We start from the raw sequence: 17071 nt of genomic DNA on the forward strand, positions 1-17071 counted from the left end.
GACTTCGTAACGGCAATGCCGCCCGGCGGGGACGGACGCTCGAGGGCACCGTTCCCGTCGGTGCCGCGGAGTACGGCGCCGTGCTGCCCGTGGGTACGCCCGGCGCCTCGAGTGGCGCATGGCGTTGCGGGAAACCCGTAGCGATTGTGCGGCTTCGGGCGGACGTCGGGCCGCTGCGCTCCGACGACGCTGGGACGGCGCCGTCGCCGGGACGGCGCACGGCCGCACCCGCGGGCCGCGCGCGAGAGGAGCCGGATGGTCGCCACCGGGCAACGGCGGAACCCGGCGCACAGAACCAGGAGCCCGTTGTGGGCGCGGCTCTGCCTGACCATCGGCGCGCTGCTGCTCCTGGGCAGCGCCGGCTCCCTCATCGGCGGCGACCTGCTCCTGGCGCACTTCGGCGACCAGGTCACCCACCCCGGCGGTCTCGGCTCGGCCGCGGCGGCCGGCCACAACATCGACGGGCCGCTCAACCTGCTCCTGGTCGGCATCGACGAGCGGACCGGCAACGCGGCGATGGGCGCCCGCGCCGACTCGATCATCATCGCCCACGTGCCGGCGAGCCACGACGTGGTATACCTGACCAGCATCCCCCGCGACACGCGGGTCTCCATCCCGCCGGACGCCCGCAGCCAGTACCGTGGCGGCACCGACAAGATCAATGCCGCGTTCGAGTTCGGGTACCAGAACAGCGGCGGCCGCGACGAGGGACTGACGTTGCTGGCCGAGACGGTCAGCAACCTCGCCGGCGGGCTGAAGTTCAACGGCGCCGCGATCGTCAACTTCGACGGGTTCAAGGACCTCGTCGACGCGCTCGGCGGCGTGCACATGTGCGTAGACGAGCGCACCACATCCATCCACACCGGATGGAACACCCGCACGGGGCAGGAGGGTGAGCCGTACAACTTCAACGCCGACGGCATCCCGACCAGCCTGAAACCGAACATGCGCCCGCAGGTGTACGAGCCCGGCTGCTACGACATGGCCGCCTGGCAGGCCCTCGACTACGTGCGGCAGCGCGACAAACTGGCGAACAACGACGGCGACTACGGCCGCCAGCGCCACCAGCAGCAGTTCATCAAGGCCATGCTCAGCAAGGCCACCAGCGCCGGCGTCATCACCAACCCGCAGAAGGTCGATCACATGCTCAACTCGATCGGCAAGGCGGTGTCGTTCTACAACAACGACATCCCGCTCGCCGACTGGATCCTCACATTGCACGGCATCACGCCGAGCCGGCTGGTGACGCTGAAGGCCAACGGCGGCCGGTACAACACCGAGGTCGTCGACGGCCAGTCGTACGAGATCCTCGACGCCACCACCAAAGCGCTCCTCGTGGCCGTCGACCAGGACCGGGTCGGCGAGTTCGTCGCCGCCCATCCGGAACTGGTCAACGACGGCAGCAGCACGCCGTCGGGCCCGCCGAGCCCCACGGCGACGGGCCCGTCCCGCCGGAGCCGCGCGTGACCGGGACGGTTTCCCGGCGCGCGCTCCTGTTCGCCCTGGGCGGGGTCGGGCTGCTGGCCGGATGCGACGACGACCACGCGACCTGGCACGGCGCCGGCGACCTCACCGGCGACTCGCGCCCGGGCGACGCCGCGTCGGCGGACGTGACCGACTCCGCCTCGCCGCTGGTCGTCCCGCCGGCGAACCCTCCGCAACCCGGCGTCTGCCCGCCACCGCCGGGGGTGGAGCAGAAGCCCGGTGGCCCGCAGTACTCCCTGCCCTGCCACGGCACCGACATCGCACTCACCGTGGACGACGGGCCCGACCCGACGTACACCCCGAAAATGCTGGCCCTGCTCGCGCAGCAGGGAATCCGGGCCACGTTCTGCATGATCGGCCGCAGCGCCGCCGCGCACCCCGACCTCGTCAAGCGTGTCCTCGCCGGTGGCCACCACATCGCCAACCACACGTTCAGCCACCCGATGAACATCGCGAAGATGCCGGCGGGCACCGTCCACACGGAGATAGCGCGCGCCACTGACGCGATCGCCAAGGCGGCGGGCGGCGGATACCGGCCGACGCTGTTCCGCTCCCCCGGCGGCGCCTGGTCCTCGACGGTCCTCGGGCAGTGCAGCGCCCTCGGGCTGCACCCGCTGGACTGGAGCGTGGACCCCCGCGACTGGAGCCGCCCCGGCGTCCAGCACATCGTGACCACGATCATGAAACAGACCCACCCCGGCTCGATCATCCTCGAGCACGACGGCGGCGGCAATCGCGAGCAGACCCTCACCGCCCTCGGCATCGTCCTGCCCAAGCTCCGCGACGCCGGGTACACCTTCGCCCAGCCCTGAACACGGACAACGTGATCCCGCGCGAACTGCAAACGCAGCCGCGTCTGCTGAGCGGCTCGAACCGCGGGCATGGCCAAGGTCCACCGGGGCACGAAAGCAGGGGGCCCACACGCTCAACGGTGGCCGCATCCACCTCGACCGGCTCAGTCGGTGTGGATGAGCCACTCTCCAGTGTGCGGGCTGACCATGCCGGATCGTACTGCGGTGGTGGCCACCTCGAGTCGCGAGTGGGCGCCCATCTTGGTGAGCACGCTCTGGATGTGGCAGCGCGCTGTGGCGGTTGCGATGCCGAGGTTTCGCGCGAGCTTGCTGGTGTTGACGCCGCTCACGAGCGCGCTGAGCACCTCCCGCTCGCGCGGGGTCAGGAACGTCGCGAGCCGCTGGGCGTCGTTCGCCGGCTTCGGACGTGCGCGCGGAATGGATACCGCCGCCGGGGGCCGGGCCGGGATCGCCAGCCGGCCCGCATGCACCCGGGCGAGGATCTCGATGATCTCGGCGACCGGCTGGCGCTTGTCGGCGATGCCGCTCACACCGGCGGCCCATGCCGCGTTGACCAAAGCCTGGTCGATGTGTCCGCACACGAGCACCACCTTGGTAGACGGCGCCGCCACGCGCAGGTCGCCAAGGCGGTCGACCACCGTCTGCGCCCCGAACACCACGTCGAGCAGGCAGATGTCGACCGTTTCGCGGGCGAGCAGGGTGAGGGTCTCGTCGAGGTCGTTCGTCACCGCCACCACGTCTGCGCCGCGCGTCGCCAGCAGGTGCGCCAGCGACTCGGCGAAGACGACGTGGTGGTCGCACACGAGGATGCGCATCATGCGTCCTCGTCGTGCGCCGGCCCGGAAACGGCGGTGCCGATGCCGAGCCGGGCCTGACAGGGGCGGGACGCGATGAACCGGCCCGGCGGGCTGTCGTCGCGCAACCGCGTGTCGGATGGTGTCCCCTGCGGCCTGGACGGCCTCTGCATGGAGCCGCTCAATTCACAAACCCCCTTGTTCCCTCGCCGAAACATGGCTGGTGACCGGGTACCGTGTGGTCGCCCCATACGCATAGCGACCGATGCCGGGCACAGCGTACGTGAGACGGGTGTGCAAAGAGGGGCGATTGCGGTTTTTTGGTACGTGCCTCCAGGGTTTCTCTCGATGGCGGAATCCGTGGGTTCGCCGGTCAGCGCGGCGTCTTCGTCACCTCCGGGCGGCCCAACGCGCGGTACTCCCAGCCCGCGCCACGCCAGCGCTGCGCGTCGAGCGCGTGCCGCCCGTCCACGATGCGACGGTGTCCGACCACCGCGCCCATCGCGTCCGGATCGATCTCACGGAACTCGGCCCACTCCGTCAGCAGGACGACCACGTCGGCGTCACGGGCCGCGTCGAGGGCGCTCTCGCCGTAGCTGAGCTCCGGGTGCACCCGGCGGGCGTTGTCGAGGGCCGCCGGATCGAACACGCAGACGTGGGCGCCCCGGTTGTGCAGCATGCCGGCCACATCGAGGGCCGGGGCGTCGCGGATGTCGTCGGAGTTGGGCTTGAAGGCGGCCCCGAGCGCCGCGATCCGCTTTCCCGCCAGATCGCCGTGGGAAAGCTCGACGACCAGGTCCACGGTGCGGGCGCGCCGCCGCTGGTTGATCTCGTCGACCTCCCGCAGGAAGGCCACGGCCTGGCCGACGCCGCGTTCCTGGGCCCAGTGGGTGAAGGCCCTGATGTCCTTGGGCAGGCAGCCGCCGCCGAAGCCGAGGCCGGGTTTGAGGAACCTTCCGCCGATACGGGCGTCGTAGGCCAGGGACTCGGCGAGGTCGCGCACATCGGCTCCGGTTGCTTCGCAGACCTCCGCCATGGCGTTGATGTACGAGATCTTCGTGGCGAGAAACGCGTTCGCGGCCACTTTGACGAGTTCGGCCGTCGTGAGGTCGGTGACCACCACGGGCGTGCCCTGTGCGATCACGGGGGCAAATGCGGCCCTCAGGCGTTGCCGCGCCCATGCCGACGCGACGCCGAACACCAGGCGGTCCGGGTTCATGGTGTCATCGATGGCGAAGCCTTCCCGCAGGAACTCGGGATTCCACGCCAGCTCGACGTCCTTGCCCGCAGGGGCCCGCCGCTGTACCAACGCGGTGAGCCGATCGGCGGTTCCGGCCGGGACGGTCGACTTGCCGACCACGAGCGTCCGGCGATGCAGGTGGCCGGCCAACTCGCCGAACGCGTCGTAAACGTACCGCAGGTCGGCCGCGTGCGAGCCGTCCTGCTGGGGCGTCCCGACGCACACGAAGTGCACGTCTCCGAAGGCGCCGGCCTCCGCGAACGACTCGGTGAAGCGCAGCCGGCCCGACTCGAGGGCCTTGGCGAGCATCTCGGGAAGCCCGGGCTCGAAGAACGGCACCTCACCGGAGTTGAGCCGCTTGATCTTGTCGGAGTCCACATCGACGCCCAGCACCTCGAAGCCCAGGGCGGCCATGCAGACCGCATGAGTAGCGCCGAGGTAGCCGGTCCCGATGACGGTGAGCCGGGGCGATTCGGTCGAGTCTGTAGCGTCTGCCATATCCATGATCCTTCGACTGATGAATGTTCGATTGGACGGGTGGCCGGTCAACCCACCGACACCGGAATGTTCTGGGCGTCGTCGGTGACCGCGGGAGTCTGGACGGCTTGCATCGCCCTCCCGCGGTGACCGAACTCGCGGACGACCCTCGTGGGCAAGGGCAGTTTGTCGCCGTACGGGTGGACTACGCCGTACCGCCCGTTCCGCGCGTGGCGCCGTCGCCGGCGGGTGCGCCGCGACCCAGCCAGGAGGATCAGCAGTACGATCGCGGTCCAGAGCAGCGTCATCGGGCTCGCGTAGTGCCTGATCGCGCCCCAGAACGACCTCGTGTCGGACCAGCCCGAGATTCGGTTGTCCTTGACGTCGACGCTGCCCTGCGCCCGTTGCGCGTCGATGGCCGACGAACCGGTCCCACTGACCACGTTGGACGCCACCACGGTTCCGGAAACGTTGCCGACCAGAGAGATACCGTGGTTGCCGCCGCCGTCGACGGTGTTGCCGCGTACGGCGGCGTAGGAGTCCCGGATGTAGATGCTGTCGGTCATGTCTCGCACGACGTTGCCGGTGACCGTGGCCCCGACGACCCCGTCGCGGATGGAGATGCCGTGCCGGCGCGCCTTGGTGATGGTGTTGTCGGCGATGGTCACGGTGTCGGTGGCCCCGCGGATCACGACGCCCATGTCGCCGTCCTCGACATGGTTGTTCCGGATGGCGACGTTGAGACCGCCTGCGATCTCGATGCCGTAGCGGCTGTTGGCGCGGGCGACACTGTTGAGGACTGAGTTCGCGCCGTACGGCGCCGTGGACTCACCGGAGGCCGACGGCCCGTCGGCGAGCGGCTGCCCGTTGACGGTGAAGCCGTTTCTTTTGTTGCGCTCGGCGACGGAGTCACGCACCTGGACCTGCTGGGTGGCACGGAGGGCGAAGCCGTCGCGACCGTTGTCCCGGGAGACGACGCGTTGGACGTCCGCGTCGGTGACGAACCGGTGCATGACGATGCCGTCCGCGAGGCTCTGCTCGACCGTCGTGTCGGTGATGGACAGACCGCGCGCGCTGGAGGCGAAGAAACCGAAGGCGTCGCCGGTGATGCTGGAGTGACTGATCCGGCCGGTGACGTACGGCGCGACGGGAACCGCGAACCGGTTGGCGGGTTGGGTCAGTTCGCCGCTGCGCTGGATGTCGACGGTGTTGGCGCCCGGCGGACCGGCTCCGGTGGTCGGCTCCCCCGCGATGGCACCGAGGTCTGGCCGGTCGGTGCCGGTGAGGCTGAGACCACCGGTGCGGCCGCTCCAGAACCCGAGATGCGACAACGCCGCCTGGGTCATCGACAGCTGGCCACCAACGGCGCGGATGTAGGCGCGTCCATCGGTCACGTCGGTGTCCGGCCGGCCTGTCCGGAGATCCCAGCTTGTGATCTTCACCGGCCCTCGCTCGGTTCCCGCGACGGTGAGCACGCCGCCGAACGACACGATGGAGACGAAGCCCTGGGCACTGCTGGCCATGCGGATGACCAGCCCTGCGGGGTCGGAGAGCGCCAGCTGTGCGCCGCTGTCCAGATAGATGCTCTCGGTCAACAGGTACGCGCCGTCAGGCTGCTTGACGAACGTCTGCGGGGCGAGCCTGATGAGATCCGCGAGCGTGTACGGGTTGGCTCGTTGCGTGAGTACCAGGGTGTAACCGTTGCCGGTGTTGACCCGGAACGGTTGCTGCCAGGGATTCGCGGGCTTTCTGGTGCCGCGGGACTGGTTCTTCACCTGGTAGGTCCATTGCAAGCTCGCGGACGCCGTGACCGCGCGAATCTGATCCAGCCTCTTGTCCTCGGCCGCGACGAGCGCCGCCTGCCGCTGTGCGTCCTGCTGAACCTGCCCGCCAGGATCGGCGGTCGTGGCCGTTGGGAACGACAGCCCGGACGCCGCCGCAGCAAGTGCTGCCCAGACAGCGATCCGACGGATCCGGTGGCCGCGAACGCGGCGTGGCGTGCTCACGGTGCCTCCGAGACGGCAGCGGGCACGCGGCCGTCGTGGCCGACCAGTGATCCCAGGTCCTGCCCTTCACCGCCGACGCGGTCGCTGGCGCGCGTGAGCCAGCCCTGCCTGTTCATGGTGAAAAACGCGTAAAGCTTGATCGGCAGCGAAATCATGATGACCACCAGCGCGTGCACCGGCAGCAACAGGATCTCTCCCGGATGCCGCCGCAGATGGGAGTACCCCCGGACGGCCCGGCCGGCGAGCAGCCAGACCACCGCGAAGCTGATACCGCCGGACGTCGGTTCGAGGCGGCTGAACACCAGGTACCCGATGGTCATGCCCATGGTCGCCGGCGTCAGCAGGATCTGCAGTACCGTGACCTTGGTGATCAAAGGCGCCCGCCACAGCCAGCCCTTCCACAACGCCGTCAGGTAGCAGCGATACGAGTTACGGCTCCACCGGATCCGCTGCTTCACGAATGCCCGGAAGGATGCGGGAAACATCGACAGCGCCCGCGCCGAGGACTGGTGAACGGTCTTGTAGCCGGAGGCGAGCACGAGCCACGTCAGCCGGCCGTCGTCGCCGGCCACGCACCTGCGGCCGAGGAAGAACTCGTTCTCCAGATGCTCCAGCACCGGCATGACCGCCGAGCGGCGATACGCGGCGGTTCGACCGGACAGGCACGCGACGCCGCCTTTGCGTCCCATCGCCGGCACGTAGTCGTAGTAGCGCAGGTTGACCAGCCAGTCGGCGAGCCGCCGCCAGATACTACTTCCGCGCTGGTAGACGTTCTGCTGGGTGCCGACGCCACCCACATCGGGATCGGCGAAGGGCATCTGTACGGCGGCCAGCAGACCCGGCTGCCACCGGGTGTCCGAGTCCACCAGGACGATCACCTCGCCCTTCGCGGCACGGATACCGACCCCCAACGCGGATCGCTTGCCGCGATGTTCGAAGACCAGCATCCGTACCCGCGGGTCGCCAACGGCTTCGAGGCGCCGCTGCACCTCGACGTCCTCGACGTCGGGCACGATGATGATCTCCATCGGGTCCTGATCCAGCCATGTCTTCAGGCACTGCATCAGGATGGCCGGATCCTCCCGGTACGACGGAACGACGACGGACACGCTGGTCCGGTAGTCGTTGACGACCGGTTTGGCGAGGCGGGACAGCACCGCACGGCCGAGCCAGATCGTCCAGATGAAGATGCCGGCAACGCCGAGCGGCGCCACTGCTCGCCAGGACGTCGCCCCGACGGTCGTGCCGAACCACGACCGGACGTACTCGAAGAGCTCCCCCACGAACGCCCGAACCCCCGTGAATCAAATGTGAACTGCGCGGGCGATTTCCGCGGCCGCAGACAGCAAAGGGACGCCGATCCGCGTCCTTGTGCACACAAGAGTGGCCGCCCACGGCGGTGCTGGGATCCCACGATCGGCGCAGCCGCGTCTACGTCTTGTGGTGGAGGGCTTTCCGATTATTCGGACAATATGTATATACCGGCCTCTTCTGCGTAGAAGGCTCCATCATCTGGATGATGTGCTCAACCGCGCGAACCGGGATCATCACTAGCCATGGGGGAAATATCGATACTCGTCGTCGATGACCATGCGGTCTTCGCCGATGCGCTGCAGGCTCGGCTGGCCGATGAACTCGACCTCGGGCCGGTCTCCGTCGCGTACAGCGCCGCGCAGCTCCGCGCCCACCTCGCCCGCAGCAAGCCGGCGGTCATCGTGCTCGACCTGATGCTGGCCGATCGCACCGGGCTCGATCTGGCCGACGACATCCGCGAGCTGTCGCCGACGACGAGGACTGTGATACTGACGGCGATGGAGTCGGTCGAGCCGGTCTTCACCGGGCTCACGCGCGGCGTGCGGGCCTGGCTGCCCAAGACCATCGACACGGATCGTCTGGTCCGGGTCATCCGTGGGGTCTGTGCCGGTGAGGCGTACCTGGCGCCCGACGTTCTCGGTCGGGTGCTGAGCGAGATGGCGGCACGCACCCCGCATCCGGCGCTCGACCCGTTCGCCGGGCTGACCATACGCGAGCGCGAGGTGCTGCAGTGCATGGTCGACGGGCTGACCCGTGCCGAGATCGCCGCGCGCCTGGGAGTGTCGGTGAACACGGCACGGACCCACGCGCAGAATCTCATCGCGAAACTCGGCACACACTCGACACTCGAGACGGTGTCCCTCGCGCTGCGCAACGGAATCCGCGCGTCCGGATACCCCGCCGCGCATCGGGTCGGTAGTGGTGTCTAGCTGGATGCGGCGTCTTCGGGTGCACATCACGCTGAGCTCGGTGGTCCTGGCGCTGGCCGGTTGCACGTCCGGCGGCCGGGGCCCGACGGTGCCTGACTCCACCGCGCCCGCCGCCGGGAGCAGCGACCGGCCCGCGCCGCTGCGCATGATCGACGTGCGAGATGCCGCCGAGCTGACGCGCGCGCTGGCCGACGCCCGGGCGGGGGACGCGATCCACCTCGCGGACGGCACCTACGCGGGCCAGTTCAAAATCGTCAAGAGCGGCACCGCGCAGGCGCCGATCACCTTGTACGGCTCGCGGCGGGCCGTGATCGACGGCGAGGGGACCAGCAAGGGCCGCACAATCGAGTTGACGGCCAGCTACTGGCGACTGCAGGGCTTCACGATCACCAATGGACAGAAGGGTCTGATGGCCCTCGGCGCACAGCACACGGTCGTGGACGGCCTGCTGGTACACACCATCGGGGACGAGGCCATCCACTTCCGCGACGACTCCAGCGACAACATCATCCGCAACAGCGAGGTGCGCGACACGGGCCTGCGGCGACCGGAGTACGGCGAGGCGATCTACCTGGGGCAGGCGGCCAGCAACTGGACCAACGGACCCGACCGCAGCGACCGCAACAAGGTGCTCAACAACGTGCTCGGCCCCGGCATCGCCGCGGAGCATGTCGACGTCAAGGAAGGCACGACCGGGGGCGAGGTACGCGGCAACGTCTTCGACGGGCGGGGCCAGACCGGCGAGAACTCGGGCGAAAGCTGGGTCAACGTCAAGGGCAACGACTACGCGATCGCTGACAACAAGGGCATCGCCGCCTACGCGTCGGGCTTCAAGACCCGGGTCGAGGTCGACGGTTGGGGCTGCGGCAACACCTTCCGCGGCAACACCGGCTCGGTGGCGCCGTACAAGGTCAACCAGGGCTGGGCCTTCGACATCCACGGCAGGAACGCCGAGTGTAAAGGTCACGAGAACGTCGTCTGCGCCGACAACACGGTGCAGCCGGGTGGAGCGGGCTTCAGCGACGTTCCGGCCGTGACCTGCCCCGCGGCGAAGTCGTGAGCGCAGGATGCCTTTGTCAGGGTGCATCATGGATGCTTCTCGCACCAGCTTTCACCAGCGCGGATGAGATCTTCGGCAGGAGCGTCGGTTGTATGCCGTGGTGGTGCCGGCCTGGACGGTCCAGCCGGGAGCTTCGAGGACAAGGTCCGGCACAAGGCCCAGGAAGCCGAAGGCGCGGCCAAGGAGAAGTACGGCGACATCACCGATGACGAGCGTCTGCAGGCCGAAGGCCAGGCCGAGCAGGACACCGCGAACCTCAAGCAGGCCGGGGACAAGGCCAGAGGCGCCGCCCGCAAGATCAAGGACGCGCTGAGCTGACCCTGCCACGGCCCGGAGCGCAACCTGCAAGCGGCGCGGCGTGTCACGCACGGCCGCGCCGCACCCTTGAACCCGAGGAGGCTCGGCGCGTTACCTGCTGCGAGCTTTGCGGGTGCTGGTGGCGTTGGCCTTCTGGATGGCATCGACCAGCTCGGCCTTCGTCATGTGGGACCGGCCGCGGACGTTGAGCCGCTACGAGGGGTGCGACGGGGCCGAACGTTTCCTCGGCGACGACGGCCGGCGGAGCACCCGGCGGCGGCCCACCCCGCCGGGGCAGCGGTCAGGGCTTCGGATACGGACCGGAACTCCTGGACGAGATGACCGTCGCGAAGGTGGTACACCTGCAGGCGCCGCCGACCGGATGGTGACCGGTTGCCGGCCGGGAATGCGGGTACTCCAAGGCAGGATATCCCTACGTCCGAGTGGAGGTTCCCGTGACGGCACCGACTCGGCAGCAGGACGTCGTCGATCTGCTGCTCGACCAGCACAACGAAATCAAGTCCTTGTTCTCGCAGGTCAAGGCGGCCCGGGGCGAGCAGAAGCGGCAGTCGTTCCAGAGCCTCGTGCGGCTGTTGGCCGTGCACGAGAGCGCAGAGGAACAGGTCGTCCACCCCGCCGCTCGCAGCAATGCAGGCAACGAGGTGGTCGACGCCCGCCTGCACGAAGAAAGCGAGGCCAAGCAGGTCCTGTCGGACCTGTATGACCTCGGCGTCGAGGCGCCGGAGTTCGACGCCAAGTTCGCCGAGTTCGAGCGGGCCGTCCTCGACCACGCCAGCCACGAGGAACGTGACGAGTTCCCCGAGCTGCGCCGCAGCACCGACCCGGACCGGCTACGTCGGATGGCCGGCGCCGTCCGGGCCGCCGAACAGGTCTCACCGACCCGGCCGCACCCGGCCGCCGGCGAATCCGCGGCGGGCAACGTGCTCCTCGGGCCGCCGATGGGCGTGTTCGACAGAGTGCGCGACGCCCTGCGCGACTGGCGCCAGTCCCACACCGACGACTGACCGGCGCTGCCCACGGCCGCCTTCCGCGCCAACCGCGCAAGGCCCCGCGTGCCGGTCGGCAGGTCAGCGGCTTACCGAAGGCGGTCCCCGCCGCGCGGGCGTCACACATACCAGTGCTCAGCGACGCCCCGCGCGGCGGCGGACCGGCTAGCGGGCCGCCGAAGCCTGGGCGACGTGTTGCTCGTGCACGAACGGCGGTGGGCTCTCGACGGCCGGCGTGCGGGGCGCGTCCGGGTCGGCGCCCCGGTTGCGCCGCTCCGGCGAGCCGACCCAGGCCGTGGGTTGCTCGATGTACTTCCACTGCATGCCCGCCGGCCACGGGCCCTGGCCCTCGTTCCACGGCCCCCGCTCGGAGCCGGAATCGGACATGTTCAGCGCCACGTTCTGGAACCGGTCGTCGCCGGGAAGCCGACCGGGCGGGAAGTTCACCGGCATCTCGTTCAGCGCCGCGGTGAACTGCTGGAAGTGCGCCACCTCGCGGGTCATCAGGAACGTCAACGTGTCCTGGACCCCCGGGTCGTCGGTGAACTGCTTCAGGTACTCGTAGACGATCTTCGCCCGGGACTCGGCGGCGATGTTGCTGCGCAGGTCGACCGACGGCTCGCCGTTGGCGTCGACGTACATGCCGCTCCACGGCACGCCCGCGGCGTTTACGACGTCCGGCCCGCCGCCGGACAGGGCCATGAACAGCGGCGAGGACGACACCTGATGCATCACCTGGTCCCGCCCGGCCGCGTTGCCCACCAACGGCATCCAGTTGCAGGTCTCGCTGGCCTGCTTGAGATCGTCGTTGAGCCCATCGAGCAGCATCGTGATGGTCGCGCCGACCATCTCCAGATGGCTCAGCTCCTCGGTGGCGATGTCCATGAACAGGTCGTACATCTTCGGGCTCTGCTTGCGCAGCATGAACGCCTGGGTGAAGTACTGCATCGCCGCGGCGAGCTCGCCGTTGGCGCCGCCGAACTGCTCCTGCATCAGCGTGGCGAACCGGGGATCGGGACGCTCCACCCGAACCTCGAACTGCAGGTCCTTGACGTGCGTGAACACGGTACCTCCATCCGGCTTTCGAAAAACGCCGGCCGACTGCGGCCGGCGCAGCGGCGGCTACCCACACCCTGCTGGCCAAAACCGGTGCCCTCCGTCGGTAACGAGTCTGGTGAGGCGGCGGGCCCACGCGGCGCCGCCGTTCGGCACCGGATCGCCGGAGTCCGCGGGCGCCGAGCTCACCGCTCTCGCCCGGGACATCCGGCCAGCCCGACGAGCACCACAACGGCAGCCGACGCGTCGAGTGTTCCGGTGGCTGTGGTGAGAGTCCGGCAGCCACCGGAACGCCCTTCGGAGGTCAGGGCGTGGCCAGCGCCTCGGTGGGTGACAGCCGTGACCCGCGGATGGCCTGTGACGCAGCTCGTGATGGCGACCGCCGATGGATGAGGACGCGGGGTTCGACATCGTGCCGGTGGCCATCGACCGCTACGCGCACCATCCGGCGGTGGGCGCCGAGGCCGAGGCGCGGCTCATCGTGAGGCTGCTCGGCGAGCATCTGCACAGCACGGCCCGGTGGCGGGACGGCGACGAGCGCACCGAGACCGACGCCAAGGCGCAGCTTCGCATATGGGACGCGCGCGGGCCGGCCAGTTGATCTTGTATCCGGTGAAGCCCAGGAACGCCGGCAGCAAGGTCACCGCGGCGATCATCGTCAACAGCACGATCACCCGGTGGTGATGGCTTGACCGTGGCGCTCTCGGGTTCGTCGCCGTCCTGCAGGCTGTCCTTGTAGCGGGTCACAACCGTTGTAGGCCAGCATCCGCACGGTGGTGGCACCGATAGGTTCGGCCCTCAGACGGCGCGTTCGTAGATCAGGAGGTGAACATCGTCGCCGACGGTTCGTGTCGAGGCGAGCCGCAGCCGCTTCGTCTCGCTCGTACCGTCGAACAGGCGCTTGCCCGCGCCGACAATGATCGGATACACGAGAAGGTGCAGGGCATCGACCAGGTCGTGCTCGATGAGTGCCTGAGCGAGCTGCGGGCTGCCGTGCACGAGGATGTCCCGCTCGTACTGCCCCTTGAGCCTGGTGACCTCTTCGACCAGGTTGCCCGTGAGGACTGTCGTGTTCTTCCACTCTGGGTCGTTCAGCGTGGAAGAGACGACGTACTTCGGCATCCCGTTGAACGCGTCGGCGAACTCGCCCTCGAATTGCGGCCAGGATGCGGCGAACAGCTCGTATGTGACGCGTCCGAGCAGCTGGGCGTCCGCCGCCATCGTCTCGTCAACCTTGAACTGGTCGCCCTCCGGGCCGCGGGAGAAGCGATCAGCCCAGCCCGTGCGTGCGAACTGCTCGCTGCCGCTGGGACCCTCCACGACTCCATCGACCGATATGTACTCGGTGACTACCAGCCTGCCCATTCGGTGTTCCCCTTCCGGTAGAGCGTGTGAGTGTTGACAAGACGCCACGCGAAGCCGGGCGATCCGTCAGTGAAAGCGTCGATGCGGTCGAGCGTATAGCCTGGCCAGGTCCGACACAGTGCTATTACGACGCAGCTGCCCACCGGCAGAACCGTACTCGCCGCCCACCCTGTGGGAAAGGTGCGGCGGCCATCATGTCCGAGATTCTGGGAAATGTGTCCCGCCGGACCGCTTCATGCGCTCCGACGATGGCAGAGTGCTCCATGCAGGATCCGTCCACAATGGACCGATGTGGACGCCTCTCCGGCCGGCTATAGCATTTCGGCTCCGGCTGCAACGGCTCGACCAGAGCCCACTGCTCGCCGGTCAGGTCTGAGGGGTACCGCCGCTGCCGAGGCATCCGGGCACCGTGCCCAGGTTGTTCCGCCGCCTCCGGTCCGCGCGTGGCGCGGGTGTCTGGACGCGTTTCCCAGAGTTCCGGCCATGGGCACCGCTGCGCATTGCTCGCCGGGATGGCGGTCGTTACATTCACTCGGCGTGGCGATACCGAGTTCGGCGAACGCCGAGCAGCGGGTCACGAACGACGGCGTTGACTCGCCGGGCTGCAGCCGGGTGGAGATCACCTTCTCGATCTGCTCGTACGGCCGTCCGACCTCATTGCACAGCCCGCGCAGCACACCGAGCTTGTGCCGCACCGTCGCGCCGCCGTCGGGCATGTCGAACACGTTGCACGCGTCCGGGTATCGCGCGACCAGCGGCAGGGTCCGCTTCTCACCGGTGCCGCCGATCAGGATGGGCGGGTGACCGGCGCAGGGCTCCCCACTGGAGCCTCGAGGGTGTAGTGCCGGCCGCGGTAGGGCGAGGTGTCTCCGGTCCACATGCGCAGCGCGATCTGCAGCGTCTCCTCCAGCCGGTCGAACCGTTCCGGCACCGGCGGCAGGGGCAGGCCCGTCGCGGCGGCCTCCTCGGCGTGGTAGCCGACGACGAGGCCGAACACCGCGCGGCCGGCCGAGAGCACGTCGAGTGTGGTCACGGCTTTGATCAGCAGTGCCGGCGGGCGGTACGTCACCGCGGTCACCAGTGTGCCGAGCCGTACCCGTGCGGTCCGCGCGGCGAGGTAGCCGAGCGTGGTGTACGCCTCGAGCATCTCGGTCTCGCCGGGGCGGGCGCCATACGGGTCCGCTTGTAGCAGATGGTCGCAGACCCACACGCCGTAGAGTCCTCCGCGGTCGGCCGCCTCCGCGATCTCTGCGAGCTGCTCCCCCAGGCCGCGGCGCTCGTCCCGCCACGAGAAGTTGGTGACACTCACGCTCACCCGCACGGCAGTTCGCTGGCCTACTCATCAGCATCCTCGTCTCCTAGTGAGGATCGGCCACGCCAGGCGAGCGTTACGACCGGCCATCCCGGCAGGCAAGGCGCACCGGTGCCCGTGGCCGGAATCCTGGGAAACGTGTCAGGACAGCCGACGCCACGGCCTCCTAGCATGGTCATCATGTCCGGACAGACGACGCACACGCCTGGCATGGGCGCCGAGCACGAGCGGCGCGTGGTTGTCGTCGGTTACGACGGCATCGAACTGCTGGACGTCGCGAGCGTGACGAGTTGTCTCGACCTGGCCAACCGGCTCGGGGCCACGCCCGCCTACGACGTCCGGTTTGCGACGCTGTCGGGCGGGGCTGTGCGCTGCGACTCCGGGCTCGAACTGCACGCTCAGGTGGCGCTGCAGGACGTGCCCAGCGGGGTGCACACGCTCGTCGTTTCCGGCGGGCTCGGGCACACGGCGGCCGCTGCGGACCTGGGGCTTGTCGGCCAGGTCCAACGGCTGGCCCGCAACTCGAGCCGGGTGGCATCGGTCTGCACCGGCGCGACCGTGCTCGCCGCTGCCGGCCTGCTCGACGGCAGACGGGCCACCACCCACTGGAACTACGCGGACGAGTTCGCCACCGCGTACCCCGCGGTGCGGGTCGACCCCGCGCCGATCTTCGTGCAGGACAACCACGTGTGGACGTCCGGCGGCGTCACGGCGGCGCTCGACCTCGCTCTGGCGTTCGTGGAGGCCGACCACGGCGCCGAGCGGGCCCGCTGGGTGGCCATGGGCCTGGTAACCTACCTGCAGCGCCCGGGAAACCAGGCACAGATGAGCATTTTCGTACGCGCCCGCCGCCCCGAACACGACGTGGTGCGCCGCGTCCTCGACCACGTCACCGCGCATCCCGACGCGGACCTGTCCACCGCACGCCTGGCCGCGGTCGCCGGCGTGAGCGAGCGACACCTCACCCGGCTGATGGTGGAACACGCCGGCCAGACCCCGGCCCGGATGGCGCGGCACGCACGGCTGGAAGCAGCAGCCACCGCGCTGGTCACCACGGACCGGCCCATCTCGTCGATCGCGAAGGCAACCGGGTTTCGGTCCGGCGAAACACTGCGCCAGGCGTTCAACGCATGGTTCGGCATCTCACCGACGCACTACCGGACTGTGCACCGCCGACGCTAGACCAGCAGTACCGTCAGGGCGGGCGTCCAGGGCGAGGGCGTCAGGCGCGGCGCCAGGTTGGCCGCCGCATCGCGCGTGCGGTGGCCGGTAGGAGCGCCACGGTGGTGGCGGCGGCCCAGGTAAGCAGCGCCAGCGTGGGGAGTGCGACGAGTTCGGTGGCGCCGTTGACGACGAGGTAGATCACCGCGACCGCGTAGTAGGCGATGACGGCGCCGCCGAGTCCGGCCAGCAACCATCGGGCGATGGCCAGTCTGGCGAGCAGGACCATGGCGAGGGTCAGCGTGGTGCAGGCGACGGTCATGGTCATGCTGATGCCGAAGTCCACGTTGCCGGTGATCCTCCCGGAGTACACGATGCCGATCACGGCGGCGAGCGCCTTCGGGTTGCCGTGGCCGTCCCAGCTCACCACGGCCCAGACGAATGACTGCACTGCGCAGACGACGAATAGTGCGGCGGCGGCGTACGCCGGAAGGGCACTGACGGGCCCCGGGGCGGGCGCCGGATAGATGAGCCCGGGCTGCGCCGGGTACGGCCACGGGACGCCGGGACCCGGTGGGGGCCAGCCGTGGTACTGCTGCGGCGCGCCGCCGTAGGGCTGCGGGTAGGACGCGGGCGGCGGCGGTTGCTGGCCGGGGTCGAAAGGGAAGGACACGGAATCGCCTCTGGATTGAATGGGTCTTTGCCGGTCGTTCGGCCAGTGCACCACATGGCGGCTTCATCCTGGCTTCATGGGCG

General features: G+C 69.2%; 17 protein-coding genes. 9 read left to right on the top strand and 8 right to left on the bottom strand.

Features of this window, described 5'->3' with window-relative positions; genetic code table 11:
• Positions 1–306: 306 nt before the first annotated feature.
• Together ACQPY0_RS34065 and ACQPY0_RS34070 are read left to right on the top strand one after the other, a co-directional pair.
• Positions 307–1467 carry an LCP family protein gene (locus tag ACQPY0_RS34065; RefSeq protein WP_432969877.1) on the top strand — a complete coding sequence of 387 codons (1161 nt, stop codon included), beginning with the start codon at positions 307–309 and terminating at the stop codon, positions 1465–1467.
• Positions 1464–2297, top strand: a complete 834-nt coding sequence (locus tag ACQPY0_RS34070) for a polysaccharide deacetylase family protein (protein WP_432969880.1) — start codon at positions 1464–1466, stop codon at positions 2295–2297. The genes ACQPY0_RS34065 and ACQPY0_RS34070 overlap by 4 nt, the downstream gene beginning before the upstream one ends.
• Positions 2298–2440: 143 nt before the next feature.
• Here the strand turns inward: ACQPY0_RS34070 and ACQPY0_RS34075 are convergent, their stop codons facing one another.
• From ACQPY0_RS34075 to ACQPY0_RS34090, 4 genes are all read right to left on the bottom strand, one after another.
• Positions 2441–3115, bottom strand: coding sequence for a response regulator transcription factor (locus ACQPY0_RS34075; RefSeq protein ID WP_432969883.1), 675 nt, complete (start codon positions 3113–3115; stop codon positions 2441–2443).
• A 349-nt stretch (positions 3116–3464) separates the two neighbouring features.
• A complete protein-coding gene (locus ACQPY0_RS34080) occupies positions 3465–4829 on the bottom strand; it encodes a UDP-glucose dehydrogenase family protein (RefSeq protein ID WP_432969886.1) in 1365 nt (454 codons plus the stop codon).
• 47 nt (positions 4830–4876) lie between these two features.
• On the bottom strand, positions 4877–6814 hold the full coding sequence (locus tag ACQPY0_RS34085; RefSeq protein ID WP_432969889.1) for a right-handed parallel beta-helix repeat-containing protein: 1938 nt from the start codon (positions 6812–6814) through the stop codon (positions 4877–4879).
• Complete coding sequence (locus ACQPY0_RS34090) at positions 6811–8028, bottom strand: glycosyltransferase family 2 protein (protein ID WP_432969892.1); 1218 nt, start codon at positions 8026–8028, stop codon at positions 6811–6813. The genes ACQPY0_RS34085 and ACQPY0_RS34090 overlap by 4 nt, the downstream gene beginning before the upstream one ends.
• 342 nt (positions 8029–8370) lie before the next feature.
• On the opposite strand from ACQPY0_RS34090, the gene ACQPY0_RS34095 reads away from it, so the two are divergent.
• The 4 genes from ACQPY0_RS34095 to ACQPY0_RS34110 all read left to right on the top strand — a co-directional run bounded on the left by ACQPY0_RS34095 (position 8371) and on the right by ACQPY0_RS34110 (position 11439).
• Positions 8371–9057 (top strand): response regulator transcription factor, encoded by a 687-nt coding sequence (locus tag ACQPY0_RS34095; protein ID WP_432969895.1) that lies wholly within the window; start codon positions 8371–8373, stop codon positions 9055–9057.
• A gap of 4 nt (positions 9058–9061) precedes the next feature.
• A complete protein-coding gene (locus ACQPY0_RS34100) occupies positions 9062–10117 on the top strand; it encodes a chondroitinase-B domain-containing protein (protein WP_432969897.1) in 1056 nt (351 codons plus the stop codon).
• A 63-nt stretch (positions 10118–10180) separates the two neighbouring features.
• Complete coding sequence (locus tag ACQPY0_RS34105; protein ID WP_432969900.1) at positions 10181–10435, top strand: CsbD family protein; 255 nt, start codon at positions 10181–10183, stop codon at positions 10433–10435.
• A gap of 434 nt (positions 10436–10869) precedes the next feature.
• On the top strand, positions 10870–11439 hold the full coding sequence (locus tag ACQPY0_RS34110) for a hemerythrin domain-containing protein (protein ID WP_432969903.1): 570 nt from the start codon (positions 10870–10872) through the stop codon (positions 11437–11439).
• Positions 11440–11586: 147 nt separating this feature from the next.
• Here ACQPY0_RS34110 and ACQPY0_RS34115 read toward each other — a convergent pair whose 3' ends face one another.
• Complete coding sequence (locus ACQPY0_RS34115; protein ID WP_432969906.1) at positions 11587–12486, bottom strand: manganese catalase family protein; 900 nt, start codon at positions 12484–12486, stop codon at positions 11587–11589.
• Positions 12487–12862: 376 nt separating this feature from the next.
• Between ACQPY0_RS34115 and ACQPY0_RS34120 the strand changes: the two genes are divergently transcribed.
• On the top strand, positions 12863–13078 hold the full coding sequence (locus tag ACQPY0_RS34120; RefSeq protein ID WP_432969909.1) for a hypothetical protein: 216 nt from the start codon (positions 12863–12865) through the stop codon (positions 13076–13078).
• A gap of 197 nt (positions 13079–13275) precedes the next feature.
• Here the strand turns inward: ACQPY0_RS34120 and ACQPY0_RS34125 are convergent, their stop codons facing one another.
• Positions 13276–13842 (bottom strand): dihydrofolate reductase family protein, encoded by a 567-nt coding sequence (locus ACQPY0_RS34125; RefSeq protein WP_432969912.1) that lies wholly within the window; start codon positions 13840–13842, stop codon positions 13276–13278.
• A gap of 483 nt (positions 13843–14325) precedes the next feature.
• Between ACQPY0_RS34125 and ACQPY0_RS34130 the strand changes: the two genes are divergently transcribed.
• A complete protein-coding gene (locus ACQPY0_RS34130) occupies positions 14326–14646 on the top strand; it encodes a hypothetical protein (RefSeq protein WP_432969915.1) in 321 nt (106 codons plus the stop codon).
• Here ACQPY0_RS34130 and ACQPY0_RS34135 read toward each other — a convergent pair.
• Positions 14630–15157, bottom strand: coding sequence for an LLM class flavin-dependent oxidoreductase (locus ACQPY0_RS34135; protein ID WP_432969918.1), 528 nt, complete (start codon positions 15155–15157; stop codon positions 14630–14632). The genes ACQPY0_RS34130 and ACQPY0_RS34135 overlap by 17 nt on opposite strands.
• A gap of 177 nt (positions 15158–15334) precedes the next feature.
• Between ACQPY0_RS34135 and ACQPY0_RS34140 the strand changes: the two genes are divergently transcribed.
• A complete protein-coding gene (locus ACQPY0_RS34140) occupies positions 15335–16336 on the top strand; it encodes a GlxA family transcriptional regulator (protein WP_432969921.1) in 1002 nt (333 codons plus the stop codon).
• Between the two features lie 40 nt (positions 16337–16376).
• Here the strand turns inward: ACQPY0_RS34140 and ACQPY0_RS34145 are convergent, their stop codons facing one another.
• On the bottom strand, positions 16377–16988 hold the full coding sequence (locus ACQPY0_RS34145) for a hypothetical protein (RefSeq protein ID WP_432969924.1): 612 nt from the start codon (positions 16986–16988) through the stop codon (positions 16377–16379).
• Positions 16989–17071 lie beyond the last annotated feature (83 nt).

Origin of the sequence: Dactylosporangium sp. CA-233914 (assembly GCF_050942935.1) — a bacterium.
GTDB lineage: Bacteria > Actinomycetota > Actinomycetes > Mycobacteriales > Micromonosporaceae > Dactylosporangium.

What these genes read in the sequence shown, in the direction of transcription:
- ACQPY0_RS34075 (WP_432969883.1), bottom strand. Translation starts at nt 3,115, where the DNA reads ATGATGCGCATCCTCGTGTGCGACCACCACGTCGTCTTCGCCGAGTCG.
- ACQPY0_RS34080 (WP_432969886.1), bottom strand. Translation starts at nt 4,829, where the DNA reads ATGGCAGACGCTACAGACTCGACCGAATCGCCCCGGCTCACCGTCATC.
- ACQPY0_RS34095 (WP_432969895.1), top strand. Translation starts at nt 8,371, where the DNA reads ATGGGGGAAATATCGATACTCGTCGTCGATGACCATGCGGTCTTCGCC.
- ACQPY0_RS34100 (WP_432969897.1), top strand. Translation starts at nt 9,062, where the DNA reads ATGCGGCGTCTTCGGGTGCACATCACGCTGAGCTCGGTGGTCCTGGCG.
- ACQPY0_RS34105 (WP_432969900.1), top strand. Translation starts at nt 10,181, where the DNA reads ATGAGATCTTCGGCAGGAGCGTCGGTTGTATGCCGTGGTGGTGCCGGC.
- ACQPY0_RS34120 (WP_432969909.1), top strand. Translation starts at nt 12,863, where the DNA reads ATGGATGAGGACGCGGGGTTCGACATCGTGCCGGTGGCCATCGACCGC.
- ACQPY0_RS34125 (WP_432969912.1), bottom strand. Translation starts at nt 13,842, where the DNA reads ATGGGCAGGCTGGTAGTCACCGAGTACATATCGGTCGATGGAGTCGTG.
- ACQPY0_RS34130 (WP_432969915.1), top strand. Translation starts at nt 14,326, where the DNA reads ATGGGCACCGCTGCGCATTGCTCGCCGGGATGGCGGTCGTTACATTCA.
- ACQPY0_RS34140 (WP_432969921.1), top strand. Translation starts at nt 15,335, where the DNA reads ATGTCCGGACAGACGACGCACACGCCTGGCATGGGCGCCGAGCACGAG.